Here is a 16803-nt window from a genome sequence, read left to right on the forward strand (position 1 = left end):
CGGGCTTGCTCGCGAATGCGGTGTATCAGTTAACACATGTATCGACTGATTCGCCGTCTTCGCGAGCAAGCCCGCTCCCACAGGTGATCTCCATTGTTCTTGGCAACACCAGCAACTCATAAATTCTAAGCGGAGCAGTTATGGTTGATCGGCACGACTACGTGGCCCTCGAATGGGTCAAGGGCGACATTGCCGAAACCCTGAAACAGGCCCGTTCGGCGCTGGATGCGTTTGTCGAAACCCACGACAGCGACGCCATCGCCGAGTGCCTGGCCGCCATCCACCAAGTGCATGGCGCGCTGCAAATGGTCGAGTTCTACGGCGCAGCCCTGCTCGCCGAAGAGATCGAAGAACTGACCCTGGCCCTGCAAGCCGAACGCGTCAGCCAGCGCGATGAAAGCATCCGCCTGCTGCAACAGGCCCTCAGCCAATTGCCCTTGTACCTGGACCGCGTACACAGCGCCCGCCGCGACCTGCCGCTGGTGGTGTTGCCGCTGCTCAACGACCTGCGCAGCGCGCGCGGTGAAAGCCTGTTGTCGGAAACCAGCCTGTTCAGCCCACAGCTCTTGTCGATTGCAGCGTTGCCCGACGAAGCCCTGGCCCAGCGCGCAGTGCCAGAACTGCACGAGCAATTGCGCCAGTGGCACCAACTGCTGCAACAAGCCTTGGCTGGTCTGCTGCGTGAAGACCATGGCCCGAGCAACCTGGAAGACATGGCGCGGGTGTTCGCGCGCCTCGAAGCGCTGTGCCAGGGCGCGCCGCTGTTGCCGTTGTGGCAAGTCACCTCGGCGCTGGTCGAAGGCATGCTCACTGGCGTGATCGCCAACAGCCCGGCGCTGCGCAGCCTGCTCAAAGCCAGCGACAAGCAACTCAAGCGTCTGCTGGCCCAGGGCATCGGCGGTATCAACCAACCTGCGCCCGACGAACTGCTCAAGAGCCTGCTGTTTTATGTGGCCAAGGTCACCCGGCCGACGCCGCGCATGCAAAGCCTCAAGGAGCGCTATGGCCTGGATGAAGCCTTGCCCGACAGTGCCGTGGTCGACGCCGAACGAGCGCGCCTGGCCGGGCCGGATCGCAATGCCATGGGCTCGGTACTCGGCGCATTGTGTGAGGAGTTGGTGCGGGTCAAGGAGCGCCTCGACTTGTTCGTGCGCAGCGACCGTCAACACACCGACGACCTGGATGCGCTGCTGGCGCCATTGCGGCAGATCGCCGATACCTTGGCAGTGCTGGGCTTCGGTCAGCCGCGCAAGGTGATCATTGACCAGCTCGCCGTAGTGTTGAGCCTGGTGCAAGGTCACCGCGAACCCAACGACGCGGTACTGATGGACGTCGCCGGCGCCTTGCTCTACGTCGAGGCCACGCTGGCGGGCATGGTCGGCACGGTCGAACCGGAAAGCCGCGAAGAAAGCCGCTTGCCCACCACCGACCTGACGCAGATTCATCAACTGGTGATCCGCGAATCCTGCCAGTGCCTGCGCCAAGCCAAAGAACTGGTGATCGACTGCATCGAAGCCGACTGGGACCGCCAACGCCTGGAATCCCTGCCGGAGCTGCTCAGCCAGGTGCGCGGCGCCTTGGCGATGATTCCACTGCCACGCGCAGCGAGCCTGATGCGGGGTTGCACCGACTACGTCGATGAACAGCTGATGGTCAACGACGCGCCGCCGACCCAGGCGCAGTTGGCGCATTTTGCCGAGGTGATCAGCAGCCTGGAGTACTACCTCGAACGTATGCTCCAAGACCCTGACGCCGCGGGCGAGCGCGTGCTGGAACTGGCGACCCAAGGCTTGGCCGCGCTCGGTTACCTGCCCGCCGAAAAACCCTGGCGTCAGGCGCTGGTTGCGCCGGATGGCGCATTGTCGGCCGAAAGCACACCGAGCCAGTCCCAGTTCGATGCCTTGGCCAGCCCGATCACGCGCCTGAACCCACCGGCGCTGCACCGTCCCGGCAGTTTGCTGCCGCCGCCGGCCGATGAAGAACCCATCGACGATGAGCTGCGCGAAGTCTTCCTCGAAGAGACCGACGAAGTCCTCGACGTGCTGCACCGCAACCTGCCCAACAGCGCCGACAAAACCGCCCAGGGCGAAATGCGCCGGGCTTTTCATACGCTCAAAGGCAGCGGCCGTATGGTCCGCGCGCTGGTGTTGGCCGAGCTGGCCTGGGCCGTGGAGAACCTGCTCAATCGCGTGCTCGAACGCAGCGTGGCCCTCGGCCCCGACGTGCAACACGTGCTGGATGAAGCGGTGGCCCTGCTGCCCGAACTGATCGCCGACTTCGCCACCGATGACCAACACCAGCGCAATGAAGTCGACGCCCTGGCCGCCCGTGCCCATGCCCTGGCTAGTGGCACTGCAACAGCCGAGCCCCACGACCCGATGCTGCTGGAGATCTTCCGCAACGAAGCCCAGAGCCATCTGGAGAGCATCAACCACTTCCTGCAACAGGCCGCCGAGCATGTGCCGCTGCAAGTCAGCGATGAGCTGCAACGCGCCCTGCACACCCTCAAAGGCAGTGCCTACATGGCCGGTGTACTGCCGATTGCCGAACTGGCGCGGCCGCTGGATCACCTGACTCGCGAGTACAAGGCCCACCGCCTGCCGCTGGACCTGGACGAAGTGGAGCTGCTGCTGGAAGCCGAAGGCTTGTTCCAGCGCGGCCTGCACCAACTGCACAGCGACCCGCTGGTGCCGATCAAAGGCGCGCCGAACCTGATCAGCCGCACCCAAAGCCTGCTCGACCAACAACTGCAAGCCTTGCTCGATGCGCCGAATACGGGCCTGCGCATCAAGCGTGACCCGCAGTTGATCGCCAATTTCCTGGCCCAAGGCATGGACATCCTGCTCGACGCCGAAAGCCTGTTGCGCCGCTGGCAGCAGCACCCCGGCGAACGTCAGGAACTCACGGCACTGCTGGACGAGTTGACCACCTTGGGCGAGGGCGCGCATATCGCCGACCTGCACAGCATCGACGAACTCTGCGAAGCCTTGCTTGACCTCTACGGTGCGGTGGAGGAGAGCAGCCTGGCGGTCAGCGAGACGTTTTTCCACGAGGCCGAACAGGCCCATGACGCGCTGATCAACATGCTCGACCAGTTGGCAGCGGGGCAGGAAATCAGCCCGGCGCCGACGCGGGTGCAGGCGCTGCGCGAATTGCTCGATGAAGCCCTCGACCCGTCGGCCACCGGCCTGATCAAAAGCGATGGCAGCCGTACCCTCAGCATCGCTGAACTGGGCGCGGCCACGGCGCAGTTGAGCCAGGACACGGCGATGGACGATGAGATCGTCGAGATCTTCCTCGAAGAAGCCGTGGATATCCTCGACAGCGCCGGCCAGTCGCTCAAGCGTTGGCTGCTGGAGCCCGACAGCGCTGCGCCGTTGTCTTCATTGCAGCGAGACTTGCACACCCTCAAGGGTGGCGCGCGCATGGCTGAAATCGGCCCGGTCGGCGACCTCGCCCACGAGCTGGAAGGCCTCTACGAAGGCTTGGTGGACCGCCGTTACAGCTACTCCACCGAGTTGTCCCAAGTGTTGATGGCCAGTCACGAGCGGCTGGCCTTGCAGCTCGATCAACTGCAAGACCAGCAACCCCTGAGCGACTCCAGCGACTTGATCGCGCAACTGCGCGAGTTGCGCCACAGCAGCACGCCCACGGCCGCGGCCACAGCCCCCGAAGTGGCGACGGCCGACCCCGAGTTGCTGGAAATTTTCCTCGAAGAAGCCGCCGATATTCTCGACAGCTCCGGCAGCGCGCTGGTGCGTTGGCAGGCGGAGCCGAACAATCGTCAGGAAGTGGAAACCCTGCTGCGCGACCTGCACACCCTCAAGGGCGGCGCGCGCATGGTCGAGATCGGGCCGATTGGCGATCTGGCCCATGAGCTGGAGTTTCTCTACGAAGGGTTGTCGGCCGGTTTGCTCGCGCCGTCGCCGGAGCTGTTTTCGCTGCTGCAAGGTTGCCACGACCGCCTGGCGCAGATGATCGATGCCGTGGCGGACGGTTTGCCGGTGGGCTCGGTGGACAAGCTGATCGAGCGGATCAAAAGCCTGGTACACCCAAGTGATGAGCCGCTGGCGCCGGTCGCACTGCCCGCCGGCAAGGCCGAAGCGGCTGTCGATCCGGCTGCGGACATGGTGAAAATCTCCGCCGATTTGCTCGATGATCTGGTCAACCTGGCCGGTGAAACCTCGATCTTCCGGGGGCGTATCGAGCAGCAGGTCAACGATGCGCGCACCGCCCTCAACGAGGTCGAAACCACCATCGAGCGCATGCGCGACCAATTGCGCCGCCTCGACAGCGAAACCCAGGGCCGTATCCTCAGCCGCCAGCAAGCCGAGGCCGAGCGCCTGGGCTATGAAGAATTTGACCCGCTGGAAATGGACCGCCATTCGCAGTTGCAGCAACTGTCCCGTGCGCTGTCCGAGTCCGCTTCCGACCTGCTGGACCTCAAGGAAACCCTCGACCGCCGCAACCAGGATGCCCACAACCTGTTGCAGCAACAGGCGCGCATCAACACCGAGTTGCAAGAAGGCTTGATGCGCACGCGCATGGTGCCGTTTGAACGCATGCTGCCGCGCCTCAAGCGCATCGTGCGGCAGGTGGCGGAGGAGTTGGGCAAGGACGTGGAGTTCGTGGTCGGCAATGCCGAAGGCGAGATGGACCGCAACGTGCTGGAACGCATGGTCGCGCCGCTGGAACACATGCTGCGCAACGCCGTCGACCATGGCCTGGAGTCCCGCGAAGCCCGTGTGCTGGCGGGCAAGCCGGAGAAGGGTCGTATCACCTTGGACCTGACCCACGAAGGCGGCGATATCGTCTTCGACATGCGTGACGACGGCGCCGGCGTGCCGCTGGACGCAGTGCGGCGCAAGGCGATCAAGCGCGGCCTGCTCGACCCTAATCAAGAGATCAGCGACCGCGACGTGCTGCAGTTCATCCTGCAGCCGGGCTTCTCGACGGCGGAAAAGATCACGCAGATTTCCGGGCGCGGCGTAGGCATGGACGTGGTGCACGAAGAAGTGCGCCAGCTTGGCGGCTCGATGGTGATTGACTCCACGCCCGGCGCGGGCGTGCACTTTCGCATTCGCCTGCCATTTACCGTGTCGGTCAACCGCGCGCTGATGGTGCAGTGCGCGGACGATCAATATGCGATCCCGCTCAACACCATCGAAGGCCTGGTGCGTGTGCTGCCCCACGAGCTGGCCGGGCACTATCAGCAAGACCCGCCGCGTTATGAATACGGCGGCCAGCGTTATGAGTTGTTCTACCTGGGCGACCTGCTGCATACCGTCAGCCGCCCCAAATTGCTCGGCCAATACCAGCCCGTGCCGGTGCTGCTGGTGCAATGCAACGAGCGGCGCGTGGCGGTGCATGTGGATGCCATGGCGGGTACGCGGGAGATTGTGGTCAAGGGCCTGGGGCCGCAGTTTGCGGGCGTGCAGGGTTTGTCCGGCGCGACCATCCTCGGTGATGGCCGCGTGGTGCTGATCATCGATTTGCTCGCGCACATCCGCGCCCGCCAACCGGCCTTGCCGGCCCAAGCGGTCGATGCGCCGCTGATCCTCAACGACCCGCTGAAAAAACGCCCGCTGCTGGTGCTGGTGGTGGACGATTCGGTCACCGTGCGCAAAGTCACCAGCCGCCTGTTGGAGCGCAACGGCATGAACGTGCTCACCGCCAAAGACGGCATCGACGCCATCGCCGTACTCGAAGAACACACCCCGGACCTGATGCTGCTCGACATCGAAATGCCGCGCATGGACGGCTTCGAAGTGGCGATCCAGGTGCGCAACGACCCACGGCTGATGCGCCTGCCGATTATCATGATCACCTCGCGCACCGGCCAAAAACACCGCGACCGCGCCATGGCCATCGGCGTCAACGACTACCTCGGCAAGCCGTACCAGGAGTCGGTGCTGCTGGAAAGCATCGCCTACTGGAGCAAGTCCCATGCTTGACCACCGCACCAGCCAACTCACCGGCCTGTTGTTGCCCTTGGCCGACCGCCACTTGGTGCTACCCAATGTGGCCGTGGCCGAGCTGATCGACTTCCAGCGCGGCGAACCGGCCAGCGATGCGCCGCCGTGGTACCTGCGGCAAGTGACCTGGCGCGACCGGCAAATACCCCTGATCAGCTTTGAAGCGGTGTGCGGCGAAGCAATCCTGACCGCCGAGCGATCGCGCATCGTGGTGCTGAACGCGCTGGGCGGGCGGCCGACATTGAAGTTTATTGCGCTGGTGATCCAGGGCATTCCCCGCTCGTACAAGCTCGACAGCGAATTGAGCTACGTAGACGTGCCACTGTGCCCGCTGGAGCTTGCGGCGGTGCAGGTGGGCGAACACGTGGCGAAGGTGCCGGATTTGATGGGGCTTGAAGCGCTGTTGGTCGAGTCCGGCCTGGCGTGAACCCAAGCCTTGTGAAGTTCCAATGTGGGAGCTGGCTTGCCTGCGATAGCGGCTTGTCAGTCACCGCATCAATAGCAGACCCACCGCCATCGCAGGCAAGCCCGCTCGCCACAGGAAGCGTTTTTGCCGTGAGCGTTGTGCCCAGCCTTCGGAATTTTCCTGCAAGATTTCGAGCTGTGCATGAACTTGTTGTGGGTAGTCATGGCGGCTAGTCTTCGTCCCGTCATCGAAAAACGGTGACACGGACGTGCAAGTCCGACGAAACTGTTTAGGCGTACAAACGCCCAGCCAACCACGGGCGTTTTTTGTGCTCGCTGCTTTATGGCGGCTGCGCGCAGGAGGTCTTCGGACCTGCTGGGTGTCCTAAACAGGCCCGGTCTTGCACACCTGCGCACGGTCGCCACCCTCATTCGCGTGCAAGCGAACGGTGGCGCTCCTTACTAACTGTTTAGGAGCTTCATCATGATTAAACCTACCCCTAATCCGCCCCTCTTCACCGTAAACCCCCACCAAAACACCGAAGCGCTACTGGCCAACGCCAGCGAAACCCTGTGCTCTCTCAACGTACTGACCTGCAACCTTGCCTTCGACCTGGACCCCGCCCAGCGCGCGAGCATGTTGGCGATTCAGCAAATGGCAGAGCTGAGTCAGCTGTTGGTCGACAGAGCACTGGAACAAGTCAGCCCCGCCTAAGCGTTCCCAAAAAGGGACCGCTATCTAATAAGCACCCCTGAGCAAATGTGGGAGCTGGCTTGCCTGCGATAGCGGACTGTCAGCCCACAACTTCATAGCTGAACCACCGCCATCGCAGGCAAGCCAGCTCCCACAGGGGCTCTGTGCGGCAGCCTGAAAGTAGCCGCAGGTCGTGGATGACTTGATCGTTCCCAAAAAGGGACCTATCGTTCCCTTTTTGGGACTCTTTGGCCTCTGCCATGCAAACCTTGCCGCTCAGCACTGCACTCTTCACCAACACCCAGCAAAAAGTGCTGGGCCTGCTCTTCGGCAAGCCCGATCAAAGTTTCTACACCAATGAAATCGCACGCGCGGCTCAAGTGGGCAAAGGCAGCCTCACCCGCGAGCTGGAGCGTTTGCAGCTGGCGGGCATTTTGAGCATGACGCGCCAAGGCAATCAGACCCACTATCAAGCCAACCCCCAATGCCCAATTTACTCGGAGTTGTTGGCCATCGTGCGCAAAACCCTGAGCCTGGACGAACCCTTGCGCAATGCATTGGCACCGTTCGCCAAGCAGATAACCTGGGCCTTTATCTACGGCTCCATCGCCAAGGGCGAGGCGCACTCATCCAGTGACATAGATCTTATGCTGATCGGCCAGAGCCTCAACTACAGTGAAGTCATGGAGCAGCTCATGCCGCTGGAAGAACAGTTGGGCCGTACCATCAACCCGACGCTTTACACCCCTGAAGACTGGACCAGCAAATGGAATGCCGGGAACAGTTTTGTGCAGCGGGTCGTGCAGCAGGACAAGATCAATCTGATGGGGGACAACCCTCAGGAGTCCATGGATGGACAGCAAGGCAAACCTGGAGAACCTGCAACGTAGCGTTGGCTTGAAGGCTGAGCCGCCGGATCGCAAAGAGTGTGATGGGCTGATGCGCTCGGCGCGGGATCGGTTGAGGGATGCAGGTAACCCGCAGTTAGCCTTCGCCAGTCGTTTCGACTTGGCGTACAACGCCGCCCACGCTATCGCGCTCACGGCTCTGCGCCTGTGCGGGTATCGCTCCGACAAACGCTATTTGGTCTTTCAATGCTTCATTCACACCGTCGACGCCAATAAGGTGCAGGTGAGGTTATTGGCGCTGTGTCATGAGCGTCGCAACCTGGCGGAGTATGAAGGGTATATGGATGAGGCGTTGCTTGGGCAGTTGATGGTAGGCGCGACGATGCTGCTGGGCAAAGTGGAAGAAGTGCTGGCTGACCACTGGTGGCGGTGATGTGATCCCCCTGAACACCAACGAACACATGTGGGAGCGGGCTTGCTCGCGAATGCGGTGGGTCAGTTAGAGATGTACCACCTGACACCCTGCATTCGCGAGCAAGCCCGCTCCCACATTTACATCTTCATTCGGCGCTAACTCAGTGTTTTACTGAGGATCCGTTACTCCAACCGTAACGATCCGCCGCCGGGCTTGATTGATGCCCCCCACTTTCACTCCTAAGGTACAGCCCACGACAGCAAACCCCGTGGAGCGACCATGACAACAACCATCACCCCCGATTCGCGCTGGACGCGGCGGCGCGACGAGAAGCAGCGGCGCCTCGGGCTGGTCAAAAAGTACGCAGACGGGGCGGTGTTGCCCAGTGACAAAATCATTGAGGCGCTGGAAGCACTGATCCTGCCCGGCGACCGGGTGGTGCTGGAGGGCAATAACCAGAAGCAGGCCGATTTCCTCTCGCGCTCACTGGCCAAGGCCGACCCGGCCAAGCTCCACGATTTGCACATGATCATGCCCAGTGTCGGCCGTTCCGAGCACCTGGACCTGTTTGAAAAGGGCATCGCGCGCAAGCTGGATTTCTCCTTTGCCGGCACCCAATCCCTGCGCATCAGCCAGTTGCTCGAAGACGGCCTGCTGGAAATCGGCGCGATCCACACCTACATCGAACTCTACGCACGGCTGGTGGTGGACCTGATTCCCAACGTGGTGCTGTCCGCCGGTTTCATGGCCGACCGCGCCGGTAACATCTACACCGGCGCCAGCACCGAAGACACGCCGGCGCTGATTGAACCCGCTGCGTTCAGCGATGGCATCGTGATCGTGCAGGTCAACCAGTTGGTCGATGACGTGACTGATTTGCCCCGCGTCGACATCCCGGCCAGCTGGGTGGATTTTGTGGTGGTGGCCGACAAGCCGTTCTACATCGAACCGCTGTTTACCCGCGACCCGCGTCATATCAAGCCGGTGCATGTGCTGATGGCGATGATGGCGATCCGTGGCATCTACGAAAAACACAATGTGCAGTCGCTCAACCACGGCATCGGTTTCAACACGGCCGCCATTGAGTTGATCCTGCCGACCTACGGCGAGTCCCTGGGCCTGAAGGGCAAAATCTGCCGCAACTGGACCCTCAACCCGCACCCCACGCTGATTCCCGCGATTGAAAGCGGCTGGGTGGAAAGCGTGCATTGCTTCGGTACCGAACTCGGCATGGAGAACTACATCGCCGCACGCCCGGATGTGTTCTTTACCGGCCGTGACGGCTCGATGCGCTCCAATCGGATGTTCTGCCAACTGGCCGGCCAATACGCGGTGGACCTGTTTATCGGCGCCACCCTGCAAGTGGATGGTGATGGACATTCCAGCACCGTGACCCGTGGCCGTCTCGCCGGTTTCGGCGGCGCGCCGAATATGGGCCACGACCCACGTGGCCGCCGCCACGGCACACCTGCCTGGCTGGATATGCGCCACGACGACGCGCCGGAAGCCTTGCTCGAGCGCGGCAAAAAGCTCGTGGTGCAAATGGTCGAGACCTTCCAGGAAGGCGGCAAACCGACCTTCGTCGAAACCCTCGACGCCGTGGAAGTCGCGCGCAAAAGCGGCATGCCGTTGGCGCCGATCATGATCTACGGCGACGACGTGACTCACCTGCTTACCGAAGAAGGCATCGCCTATTTGTATAAGGCGCGCTCGCTGGAAGAGCGCCAGGCGATGATCGCCGCCGTTGCAGGCGTGACCGCCATCGGTATGCGCCACAACCCCAAGGACACCGCGCGCATGCGCCGCGAAGGCTTGATCGCCTTGCCCGAAGACCTGGGGATTCGTCGCACCGACGCCACCCGCGAGCTGTTGGCCGCCAAGAGCGTAGCCGACCTGATGGACTGGTCCGGTGGCTTGTACAACCCGCCCGCCAAGTTCAGGAGCTGGTAAATGCGCGCCCTCAAACTGCATGAACTGAGCCTCGCCGATCGCCTGGCGGATATGGCTGTGGATGCCTTGATTGATGAGGCTGACCTGTCGCCCAAACCCGCATTGGTAGACCGTCGCGGCAATGGCGCCCACAGCGATTTGCACCTGGGCCTGATGCACGCCTCGGCGCTGTCGTTGTGGCCGATGTTCAAGGAAATGGCCGAGGCGGCGCTTGAGTTTGGTGAAGTCGGCTTGCCCTTGCGCGAAGCCCTTGGGCGTATTGGTCGCGAAGGTGAGCAAGCCATGCTCGCCACCACCAACGGCGTGAACACCCATCGCGGCGCGATCTGGGCACTTGGTTTGCTCACTGCCGCAGCGGCTCTGGCACCACGCGCGATCACGCTCACCGCTGCCAAACTGGCCCTGCTCAACGACCGCTACGCCCCACAACCGCTGAGCCACGGTGCGCAAGTCGCGCAGCGCTACGGCGCACGCGGTGCCCGTGAAGAAGCGCAATTGGGCTTTCCGTCCGTGGTGCAACGCGGCCTGCCGCAATTGCACAAAAGCCGCCGGCAAAACGCCGGCGAACAGAATGCGCGCCTGGATGCCTTGCTCGCGATCATGACCGACCTGGCCGACACCTGCGTGCTCTACCGCGCCGGCACCGAAGGCCTGCTCTCCATGCAGCGCGGCGCCCGGGCGGTGCTGGACGCTGGCGGCAGCGCAAGCCTCGCCGGGCGCCGCCAACTGCACGACCTCGACCAGCAACTCCTGGCCCTGAATGCCTCCCCCGGCGGCGCCGCCGACCTGTTGGCCGCCTGCCTGTTTATCGACCGCCTCGACGGAGCGTTGTGATGGAAACCTTATCCTTTGAATTCCCCGCCGGGCAGCCGCCCAAAGGCCGTGCGCTGGTGGGTTGCGTCGGCTCCGGCGACTTGGAAGTACTGCTGGAACCGGGCACGCCCGGCACGCTGACCATTCAGGTGCAGACCTCGGTGAATGGCGCCGAGCAACGCTGGCAGCACCTGTTCGAACGGATCTTCCAAGAGCAGACGCCACCGGCCTTGAAGATTGATATCCACGACTTCGGCGCCACCCCCGGCGTGGTGCGATTGCGCCTGGAACAGGGTTTCGAGGAGATCGGCCATGACTGACTTGCTCAACAAGCACAGCTTCGTCGAACTCGGCGCGCGGCAGCGGGCCAAGGCGTTGCTGGATAACGGCACTTACCGCGAACTGATCGACCCGTTCCAACGCGTCATGTCGCCGTGGCTCAGCCGCCAAGGCGTGGTGCCGCAAGCGGATGACGGCGTGGTGATCGCCAAGGGCAGCATCGCCGGGTTACCGGTGGTGATTGCTGCAATTGAGGGCAACTTCCAGGGTGGCAGCCTTGGTGAAGTGGGCGGCGCAAAAATTGCCGGTGCCCTCGAACTGGCGGCTGAAGACAACCGCAAAGGTGTTCCGACCCGTGCCGTGCTGCTGCTGGAAACCGGCGGCGTACGCTTGCAGGAGGCCAACCTCGGTTTGGCCGCGATTGCCGATATCCACGCGGCGATTGTCGACCTGCGCCAGTACCAGCCGGTCGTCGGCGTGGTGGCGGGCAGCGTTGGTTGTTTTGGTGGCATGTCCATCGCCGCCGGGTTGTGCAGTTACCTGGTGGTCACCCGCGAAGCACGCCTGGGCTTGAATGGCCCACAAGTGATCGAGCAGGAAGCGGGCCTGGAAGAGTACGACTCCCGCGACCGGCCGTTTATCTGGAGCCTTACCGGCGGCGAGCAGCGTTTTAACAGCGGCCTGGCCGACCGTTATGTGGCGGACGATGTGGCGCAGATCCAGCAGACCGTCAGCACCTTGCTGCAACAGGGTTTGCCCGAGCAGCAGCGCAGCCGTCAGATCGATTTCTACCTGGCACGCCTCACTGAGCTGGACGCAACGCCGCAAATAGACCCCGCGACGGTGCGCGACCTGTATCAAGGAGAACGCCCATGAGAGGCTTGCAGTGGTTCAACGCATTGAGCACCGGTGCAACGCCTGTCGAAGGGTTGCCGGACTCTTTGAAAGTCGCTGACGGCGTATTGGGTGAACAGGCCGTGCGCTTTATTGCCGTGGTCACCGACGCGCAAAACCGTTTCCCGCGCGCACGCAACGGCGAAGTCGGTTTACTGGAGGGCTGGGGCCTTGCCAAGGCTGTCGACGAGGCCATCGAGAAGGGCGACAAACGCCCCATCATCGCCATCGTCGATGTGCCGAGCCAGGCTTATGGCCGTCGCGAAGAAGCCCTCGGCATCCATCAAGCACTGGCCGCCGCCGCCGACAGCTACGCCCGCGCCCGCCTGGCCGGGCACCCGGTGATTGCGCTGCTGGTGGGCAAAGCCATGTCCGGTGCGTTTCTCGCTCACGGCTATCAGGCCAACCGTCTGATTGCCCTGCGTGACCCTGGCGTGATGGTACACGCCATGGGCAAGGCGTCGGCGGCGCGGGTGACCTTGCGCAGTGTGGAAGAACTCGAAGCCTTGGCGGCCAGCGTGCCGCCCATGGCCTATGACATCGACAGCTATGCCAGCCTCGGTTTGCTCTGGAAAACCCTGGAGGTCAGCCAGATTGAGCAGCCTACGGCGGACGATGTGGCGCAGGTCAGCGATTGCCTATTGCAGGCCATTGAAGATATCCACAGCCCGGATCTGAAAGGGCGCCTGGGTGCGAGCAATCGCGCCGCCTCAAGCCATGTACGCCAACTGCTGCGGGAGCAATGGTGAACGCCCACGACTTGCTCTGGGGCATGACCCCGGCGCATCTGCCCGCTGACGCACCAGCCTGGGTGCGCGATGCGCTCAGCGCCGGTCACCCGGTGGTGGTGCGTCGCGCCCTGGCCGGGCCGGGTTACGTGGCCGTCGGCGTACGCGGGCGTTTGCGTGAGCAGCGGTTTGCAGCGGTGATGCCGCTCGTGGCCGTGCAACGACGTGTGGTGCCGCAAGATTTGCGCAGCGCGGTTTCACCACGGGATTTACCGGCGTTACGCGCGCTCGATCAACTGCGCCCGGTGCTGGCGCAGCAAGACTGGGGCGTCACCGGCAGTGCAGGTTTCGAGCTGGCCAGCGGCATTGAAGCACTGCATGCCCAAAGTGATCTGGATTTGATGCTGCGCACACCTGAGCCACTTGAGCGCAACGCCGCACGCGATCTGCTGGCGCTGTTGGAATCGGCGGAATGCGCCGTCGACCTGCAACTGCAAACCCCGTTCGGCGCTGTCGCCTTGCGTGAGTGGGCAGGCGAATCACGCCGGGTGCTGCTTAAAACCACCCATGGCGCGCACCTGGTAATCGACCCTTGGCAGGCTGTGGCATGAGCAGCCTGCTGGTATTTCCGGGGCAGGGTGCCCAACGCGCGGGCATGCTCCAAGCGTTGCCTGCTCAGGTCCTGGAAGAAGCCAGTGATGCATTGGGCGAAGACGTAAGCCTGCTCGATTCAGCCCAAGCCCTGGCCAACACACGCGCCGTGCAACTCTGCCTGTTGATCACCGGCGTGGCCCACGCCCGCCAATTGCAACACACGCCTGATTACGTGGCGGGCCTGTCCATCGGCGCCTACCCGGCCGCCGTCATCGCCGGTGCGCTGGAATTTGCCGATGCGGTAAGGCTGGTAAGCCTGCGCGGCGAGCTGATGCAAAACGCTTATCCACAAGGCTTTGGCATGACCGCGATCATCGGCCCGCAGTTATCCACAGTCGAAACGCTGCTGGCTGAAATCCATAGCTTGGAAACGCCGGTGTACCTGGCCAACATCAACGCCGACAACCAGACCGTCGTCGCCGGCAGTGACGAAGCCATGCAGCGTGTCGCGCAACGCATCAAAGGCAATGGCGTGGCCAAGCGCCTGGCCGTGAGCGTGCCGTCCCATTGCGTGCTGCTGAACGATCCCGCCGAGGCGCTGGCGCAGGCGTTTGTAACGCTCAAGGCGCCGCGCATCACCTACCTGAGCAGCACCCGCGCGCGGCCTATCCACAACCCCGAGCAACTGCGCGACGACCTGGCTTTCAACATGTGCCGCATCGTCGACTGGCGTGGCACCGTGCAAAGCGCCTACGAGCGCGGCGTGCGCCTGCAAATCGAACTGCCACCTGGCGCGGTACTCACCGGCCTGTCCCGGCGTGTCTTTGAGCAAGGCAGCGTAATCGCCTATGAAGGCGCACGGCTGGACACCTTGCAGGCCCTGCTGCAAGAGGAGGAGCGCCGCCACCGATAAAGCACCACCCAAGGCTTTCGAAGCACAAAAACAACAATTTCGATGAAGCACTTTGAGGACTACAACGATGATTATCTACGGTGTGGCATTGCTGGCGATCTGCATGCTGGCGGGCGTGATCCTGGGCGACATGCTTGGCGTGTTGCTCGGGGTAAAATCCAACGTGGGCGGGGTAGGCATCGCGATGATCCTGCTGATCTGCGCACGCTTATGGATGCAAAAACGCGGCGGCATGACCAAGGATTGCGAAATGGGCGTGGGCTTCTGGGGCGCCATGTACATCCCGGTGGTGGTGGCGATGGCGGCGCAACAAAACGTGGTCACCGCCCTGCACGGCGGCCCGGTTGCAGTACTGGCCGCGATTGGCTCCGTGGTGGTCTGCGGGTGCACCATCGCGCTGATCAGTCGCACGCACAAGGGCGAACCATTGCCCGCCGAAGAGCCGCTGATTGTGCCTGCGGGAGGTCGCTGATATGTGGCCTCTTATTCAGAAAGGGTTGGAAAATAACAGCCTGGTCACCGCCTTTGCCTTCGTGGGCGTGGTGATGTGGATTTCTGTGGTGTTGTCCAAGCGCCTGACGTTCGGGCGCATTCATGGCTCGGCAATCGCCATTGTGATCGGCCTGGTGCTGGCTTGGGTCGGCGGCACCCTGACCGGTGGGCAAAAAGGCTTGGCCGATATGGCGCTGTTCTCCGGTATCGGCTTGATGGGCGGCGCGATGCTGCGTGACTTCGCCATCGTCGCCACCGCGTTTGAAGTGCAAGCCACCGAGGCCCGTAAGGCCGGATTAATCGGCGTGATTGCGCTGCTGCTCGGCACCGTATTGCCATTTATTGTCGGCGCGAGCATGGCCTGGGCGTTTGGTTATCGCGATGCAATCAGCATGACCACCATCGGTGCGGGCGCTGTGACTTACATCGTCGGCCCGGTAACCGGTGCGGCGATCGGCGCGACCTCGGATGTGATGGCGTTGTCGATTGCCACCGGGTTGATCAAGGCGATTCTGGTGATGGTCGGCACGCCCGTGGCGGCGCGCTGGATGGGCCTGGATAACCCACGTTCGGCGATGGTGTTTGGTGGCTTGGCCGGCACCGTGAGCGGGGTGACGGCGGGGCTGGCGGCGACGGATCGGCGTTTGGTGCCGTATGGCGCGTTGACGGCCACGTTTCATACCGGGCTTGGGTGTTTGCTGGGGCCTTCGCTGTTGTACTTCATTGTGCGTGGGATCGTCGGTTAAGCCCGTCATTCAGGTTGATTGTTCTGGCCTATTCGCGAGCAAGCCCGCTCCTACATTTTGACCACATTCTCATGTTAGAGCGCGGTCAAGTGTGGGAGCGGGCTTGCTCGCGAAAGCGGTCTGTCAGGTTGAAACCTGGCGGTTGGCATACATCCGACATTCCGCCAGCAACGCCAGCAAATTCGGATCACGCTCCTTGGCCTTCAAAAACACCACGCCAATATGCTGCTGCAACCGATACCGCGGTTGCAGCGGAATGAGCTTCACACGGTTCTCATACACCGCCGCAATCCGCCCTGGCAGCAACGCATAACCCACACCTGAACTGACCATGCTCAACAGCGTGAAAATGTCGTTCACCTGCATCGCCACTTTCGGCTCGAACCCCGCCTGCTTGAACACCCGGTTGCCGTCCTGATGGGTGGCGAAGCCTTGGGTGAGGGTGATGAAGGTGGCGTCGCGCACATCCGCCAGGTCGATTTGCTGCTCGCGGTCGAAGGGTGAATCGGCCGGTGTGGCGAGGAAGATGTCGTCGGAAAACAGCGCAATCTGTTCGCAGTCGGGGTCGTTGGCGTGGTCGTCGAGGGAGATCAGGATCGCGTCGACTTCCATGTTCTTGAGCTTGTAGAGCAGGTCGAAGTTGGAGCCCAGAATGAGGTCGATGTTGAGTTCGCTGCGCCTGATTTTCAGGCCCATGATCAGCTGCGGCACGGTTTTGACCGTCAGCGAATACAGCGAGCCGAGCTTGAAGCGCTCGGCGGAGAAGCCGGCGGCTTCGCGGGTCAGGCGCACGCTGTCGACCACGTCCGCCACCAGCTTTTGGGCGCGCTCTTCCAGCACATAGGCGCTTTCCAGCGGGGTGAGGTTGCGCCCTTCGTGTTTGAACAACGGGCAGCGCAGCGCATTTTCCAGCGAGTGAATAGCGCGGTGCACGCTGACGTTGCTGGTTTGCAGCTCGGCCGCGGCGCGGGCCAGGTTGCCGGTGCGCATGAACGCCAGGAAGATTTCCAGCTTCTTGAGGGTGAATTCTTCGTCGATCAGCATGGCCGTGGCTCGG

Annotated in this window: 15 protein-coding genes; 14 read left to right on the forward strand and 1 reads right to left on the reverse strand. The window is 62.6% G+C overall.

Features of this window, described 5'->3' with window-relative positions:
- Positions 1-140 precede the first annotated feature (140 nt).
- From FFI16_RS28780 to madM, 14 genes are all read left to right on the forward strand, one after another.
- Positions 141-5954 carry an Hpt domain-containing protein gene (locus tag FFI16_RS28780; protein WP_138813472.1) on the forward strand — a complete coding sequence of 1938 codons (5814 nt, stop codon included), beginning with the start codon at positions 141-143 and terminating at the stop codon, positions 5952-5954.
- Positions 5947-6402 (forward strand): chemotaxis protein CheW, encoded by a 456-nt coding sequence (locus FFI16_RS28785; RefSeq protein ID WP_065912199.1) that lies wholly within the window; start codon positions 5947-5949, stop codon positions 6400-6402. Before FFI16_RS28780 ends, FFI16_RS28785 begins: the two co-directional genes overlap by 8 nt.
- Positions 6403-6864: 462 nt before the next feature.
- Positions 6865-7095 carry a DUF6124 family protein gene (locus FFI16_RS28790; RefSeq protein ID WP_138813473.1) on the forward strand — a complete coding sequence of 77 codons (231 nt, stop codon included), beginning with the start codon at positions 6865-6867 and terminating at the stop codon, positions 7093-7095.
- Between the two features lie 239 nt (positions 7096-7334).
- Entirely contained in the window at positions 7335-7964 is a 630-nt protein-coding gene (locus FFI16_RS28795; RefSeq protein ID WP_138813474.1) for a nucleotidyltransferase domain-containing protein, read from the forward strand.
- The gene (locus tag FFI16_RS28800) at positions 7927-8355 is read left to right on the forward strand and encodes a hypothetical protein (RefSeq protein ID WP_138813475.1); all 429 of its coding nucleotides are present in this window, start codon (positions 7927-7929) and stop codon (positions 8353-8355) included. Before FFI16_RS28795 ends, FFI16_RS28800 begins: the two co-directional genes overlap by 38 nt.
- A gap of 261 nt (positions 8356-8616) precedes the next feature.
- Positions 8617-10287, forward strand: coding sequence for a malonate decarboxylase subunit alpha (mdcA, locus tag FFI16_RS28805; RefSeq protein ID WP_138813476.1), 1671 nt, complete (start codon positions 8617-8619; stop codon positions 10285-10287).
- Positions 10288-11121 (forward strand): triphosphoribosyl-dephospho-CoA synthase, encoded by an 834-nt coding sequence (locus tag FFI16_RS28810; RefSeq protein WP_138813477.1) that lies wholly within the window; start codon positions 10288-10290, stop codon positions 11119-11121.
- A complete protein-coding gene (locus FFI16_RS28815; RefSeq protein ID WP_017139433.1) occupies positions 11121-11420 on the forward strand; it encodes a malonate decarboxylase subunit delta in 300 nt (99 codons plus the stop codon). Before FFI16_RS28810 ends, FFI16_RS28815 begins: the two co-directional genes overlap by 1 nt.
- The gene (locus tag FFI16_RS28820) at positions 11413-12255 is read left to right on the forward strand and encodes a biotin-independent malonate decarboxylase subunit beta (RefSeq protein WP_138813478.1); all 843 of its coding nucleotides are present in this window, start codon (positions 11413-11415) and stop codon (positions 12253-12255) included. The genes FFI16_RS28815 and FFI16_RS28820 overlap by 8 nt, the downstream gene beginning before the upstream one ends.
- Positions 12252-13022, forward strand: coding sequence for a biotin-independent malonate decarboxylase subunit gamma (gene mdcE / locus FFI16_RS28825; RefSeq protein ID WP_138813479.1), 771 nt, complete (start codon positions 12252-12254; stop codon positions 13020-13022). The genes FFI16_RS28820 and mdcE overlap by 4 nt, the downstream gene beginning before the upstream one ends.
- On the forward strand, positions 13016-13612 hold the full coding sequence (locus FFI16_RS28830; protein WP_138813480.1) for a malonate decarboxylase holo-ACP synthase: 597 nt from the start codon (positions 13016-13018) through the stop codon (positions 13610-13612). The genes mdcE and FFI16_RS28830 overlap by 7 nt, the downstream gene beginning before the upstream one ends.
- Positions 13609-14508: a malonate decarboxylase subunit epsilon gene (gene mdcH / locus FFI16_RS28835; RefSeq protein WP_138813481.1), complete on the forward strand. Its 900-nt coding sequence runs from the start codon at positions 13609-13611 to the stop codon at positions 14506-14508. The genes FFI16_RS28830 and mdcH overlap by 4 nt, the downstream gene beginning before the upstream one ends.
- Before the next feature lie 67 nt (positions 14509-14575).
- Positions 14576-14980, forward strand: a complete 405-nt coding sequence (gene madL, locus FFI16_RS28840) for a malonate transporter subunit MadL (RefSeq protein ID WP_138813482.1) — start codon at positions 14576-14578, stop codon at positions 14978-14980.
- A gap of 1 nt (position 14981) precedes the next feature.
- A complete protein-coding gene (gene madM, locus FFI16_RS28845) occupies positions 14982-15746 on the forward strand; it encodes a malonate transporter subunit MadM (protein WP_138813483.1) in 765 nt (254 codons plus the stop codon).
- Positions 15747-15869: 123 nt separating this feature from the next.
- Here the strand turns inward: madM and FFI16_RS28850 are convergent, their stop codons facing one another.
- A complete protein-coding gene (locus tag FFI16_RS28850) occupies positions 15870-16790 on the reverse strand; it encodes a LysR substrate-binding domain-containing protein (RefSeq protein WP_138813484.1) in 921 nt (306 codons plus the stop codon).
- Positions 16791-16803 lie beyond the last annotated feature (13 nt).

Origin of the sequence: Pseudomonas sp. KBS0710, from assembly GCF_005938045.2 — a bacterium.
GTDB lineage: Bacteria > Pseudomonadota > Gammaproteobacteria > Pseudomonadales > Pseudomonadaceae > Aquipseudomonas.

Coding starts and splice junctions, on each gene's coding strand:
- FFI16_RS28780 (WP_138813472.1), top strand. CDS start 141: ATGGTTGATCGGCACGACTACGTGGCCCTCGAATGGGTCAAGGGCGAC.
- FFI16_RS28785 (WP_065912199.1), top strand. CDS start 5,947: ATGCTTGACCACCGCACCAGCCAACTCACCGGCCTGTTGTTGCCCTTG.
- FFI16_RS28790 (WP_138813473.1), top strand. CDS start 6,865: ATGATTAAACCTACCCCTAATCCGCCCCTCTTCACCGTAAACCCCCAC.
- FFI16_RS28795 (WP_138813474.1), top strand. CDS start 7,335: ATGCAAACCTTGCCGCTCAGCACTGCACTCTTCACCAACACCCAGCAA.
- FFI16_RS28800 (WP_138813475.1), top strand. CDS start 7,927: ATGGACAGCAAGGCAAACCTGGAGAACCTGCAACGTAGCGTTGGCTTG.
- mdcA (WP_138813476.1), top strand. CDS start 8,617: ATGACAACAACCATCACCCCCGATTCGCGCTGGACGCGGCGGCGCGAC.
- FFI16_RS28810 (WP_138813477.1), top strand. CDS start 10,288: ATGCGCGCCCTCAAACTGCATGAACTGAGCCTCGCCGATCGCCTGGCG.
- FFI16_RS28815 (WP_017139433.1), top strand. CDS start 11,121: ATGGAAACCTTATCCTTTGAATTCCCCGCCGGGCAGCCGCCCAAAGGC.
- FFI16_RS28820 (WP_138813478.1), top strand. CDS start 11,413: ATGACTGACTTGCTCAACAAGCACAGCTTCGTCGAACTCGGCGCGCGG.
- mdcE (WP_138813479.1), top strand. CDS start 12,252: ATGAGAGGCTTGCAGTGGTTCAACGCATTGAGCACCGGTGCAACGCCT.
- FFI16_RS28830 (WP_138813480.1), top strand. CDS start 13,016: ATGGTGAACGCCCACGACTTGCTCTGGGGCATGACCCCGGCGCATCTG.
- mdcH (WP_138813481.1), top strand. CDS start 13,609: ATGAGCAGCCTGCTGGTATTTCCGGGGCAGGGTGCCCAACGCGCGGGC.
- madL (WP_138813482.1), top strand. CDS start 14,576: ATGATTATCTACGGTGTGGCATTGCTGGCGATCTGCATGCTGGCGGGC.
- madM (WP_138813483.1), top strand. CDS start 14,982: ATGTGGCCTCTTATTCAGAAAGGGTTGGAAAATAACAGCCTGGTCACC.
- FFI16_RS28850 (WP_138813484.1), bottom strand. CDS start 16,790: ATGCTGATCGACGAAGAATTCACCCTCAAGAAGCTGGAAATCTTCCTG.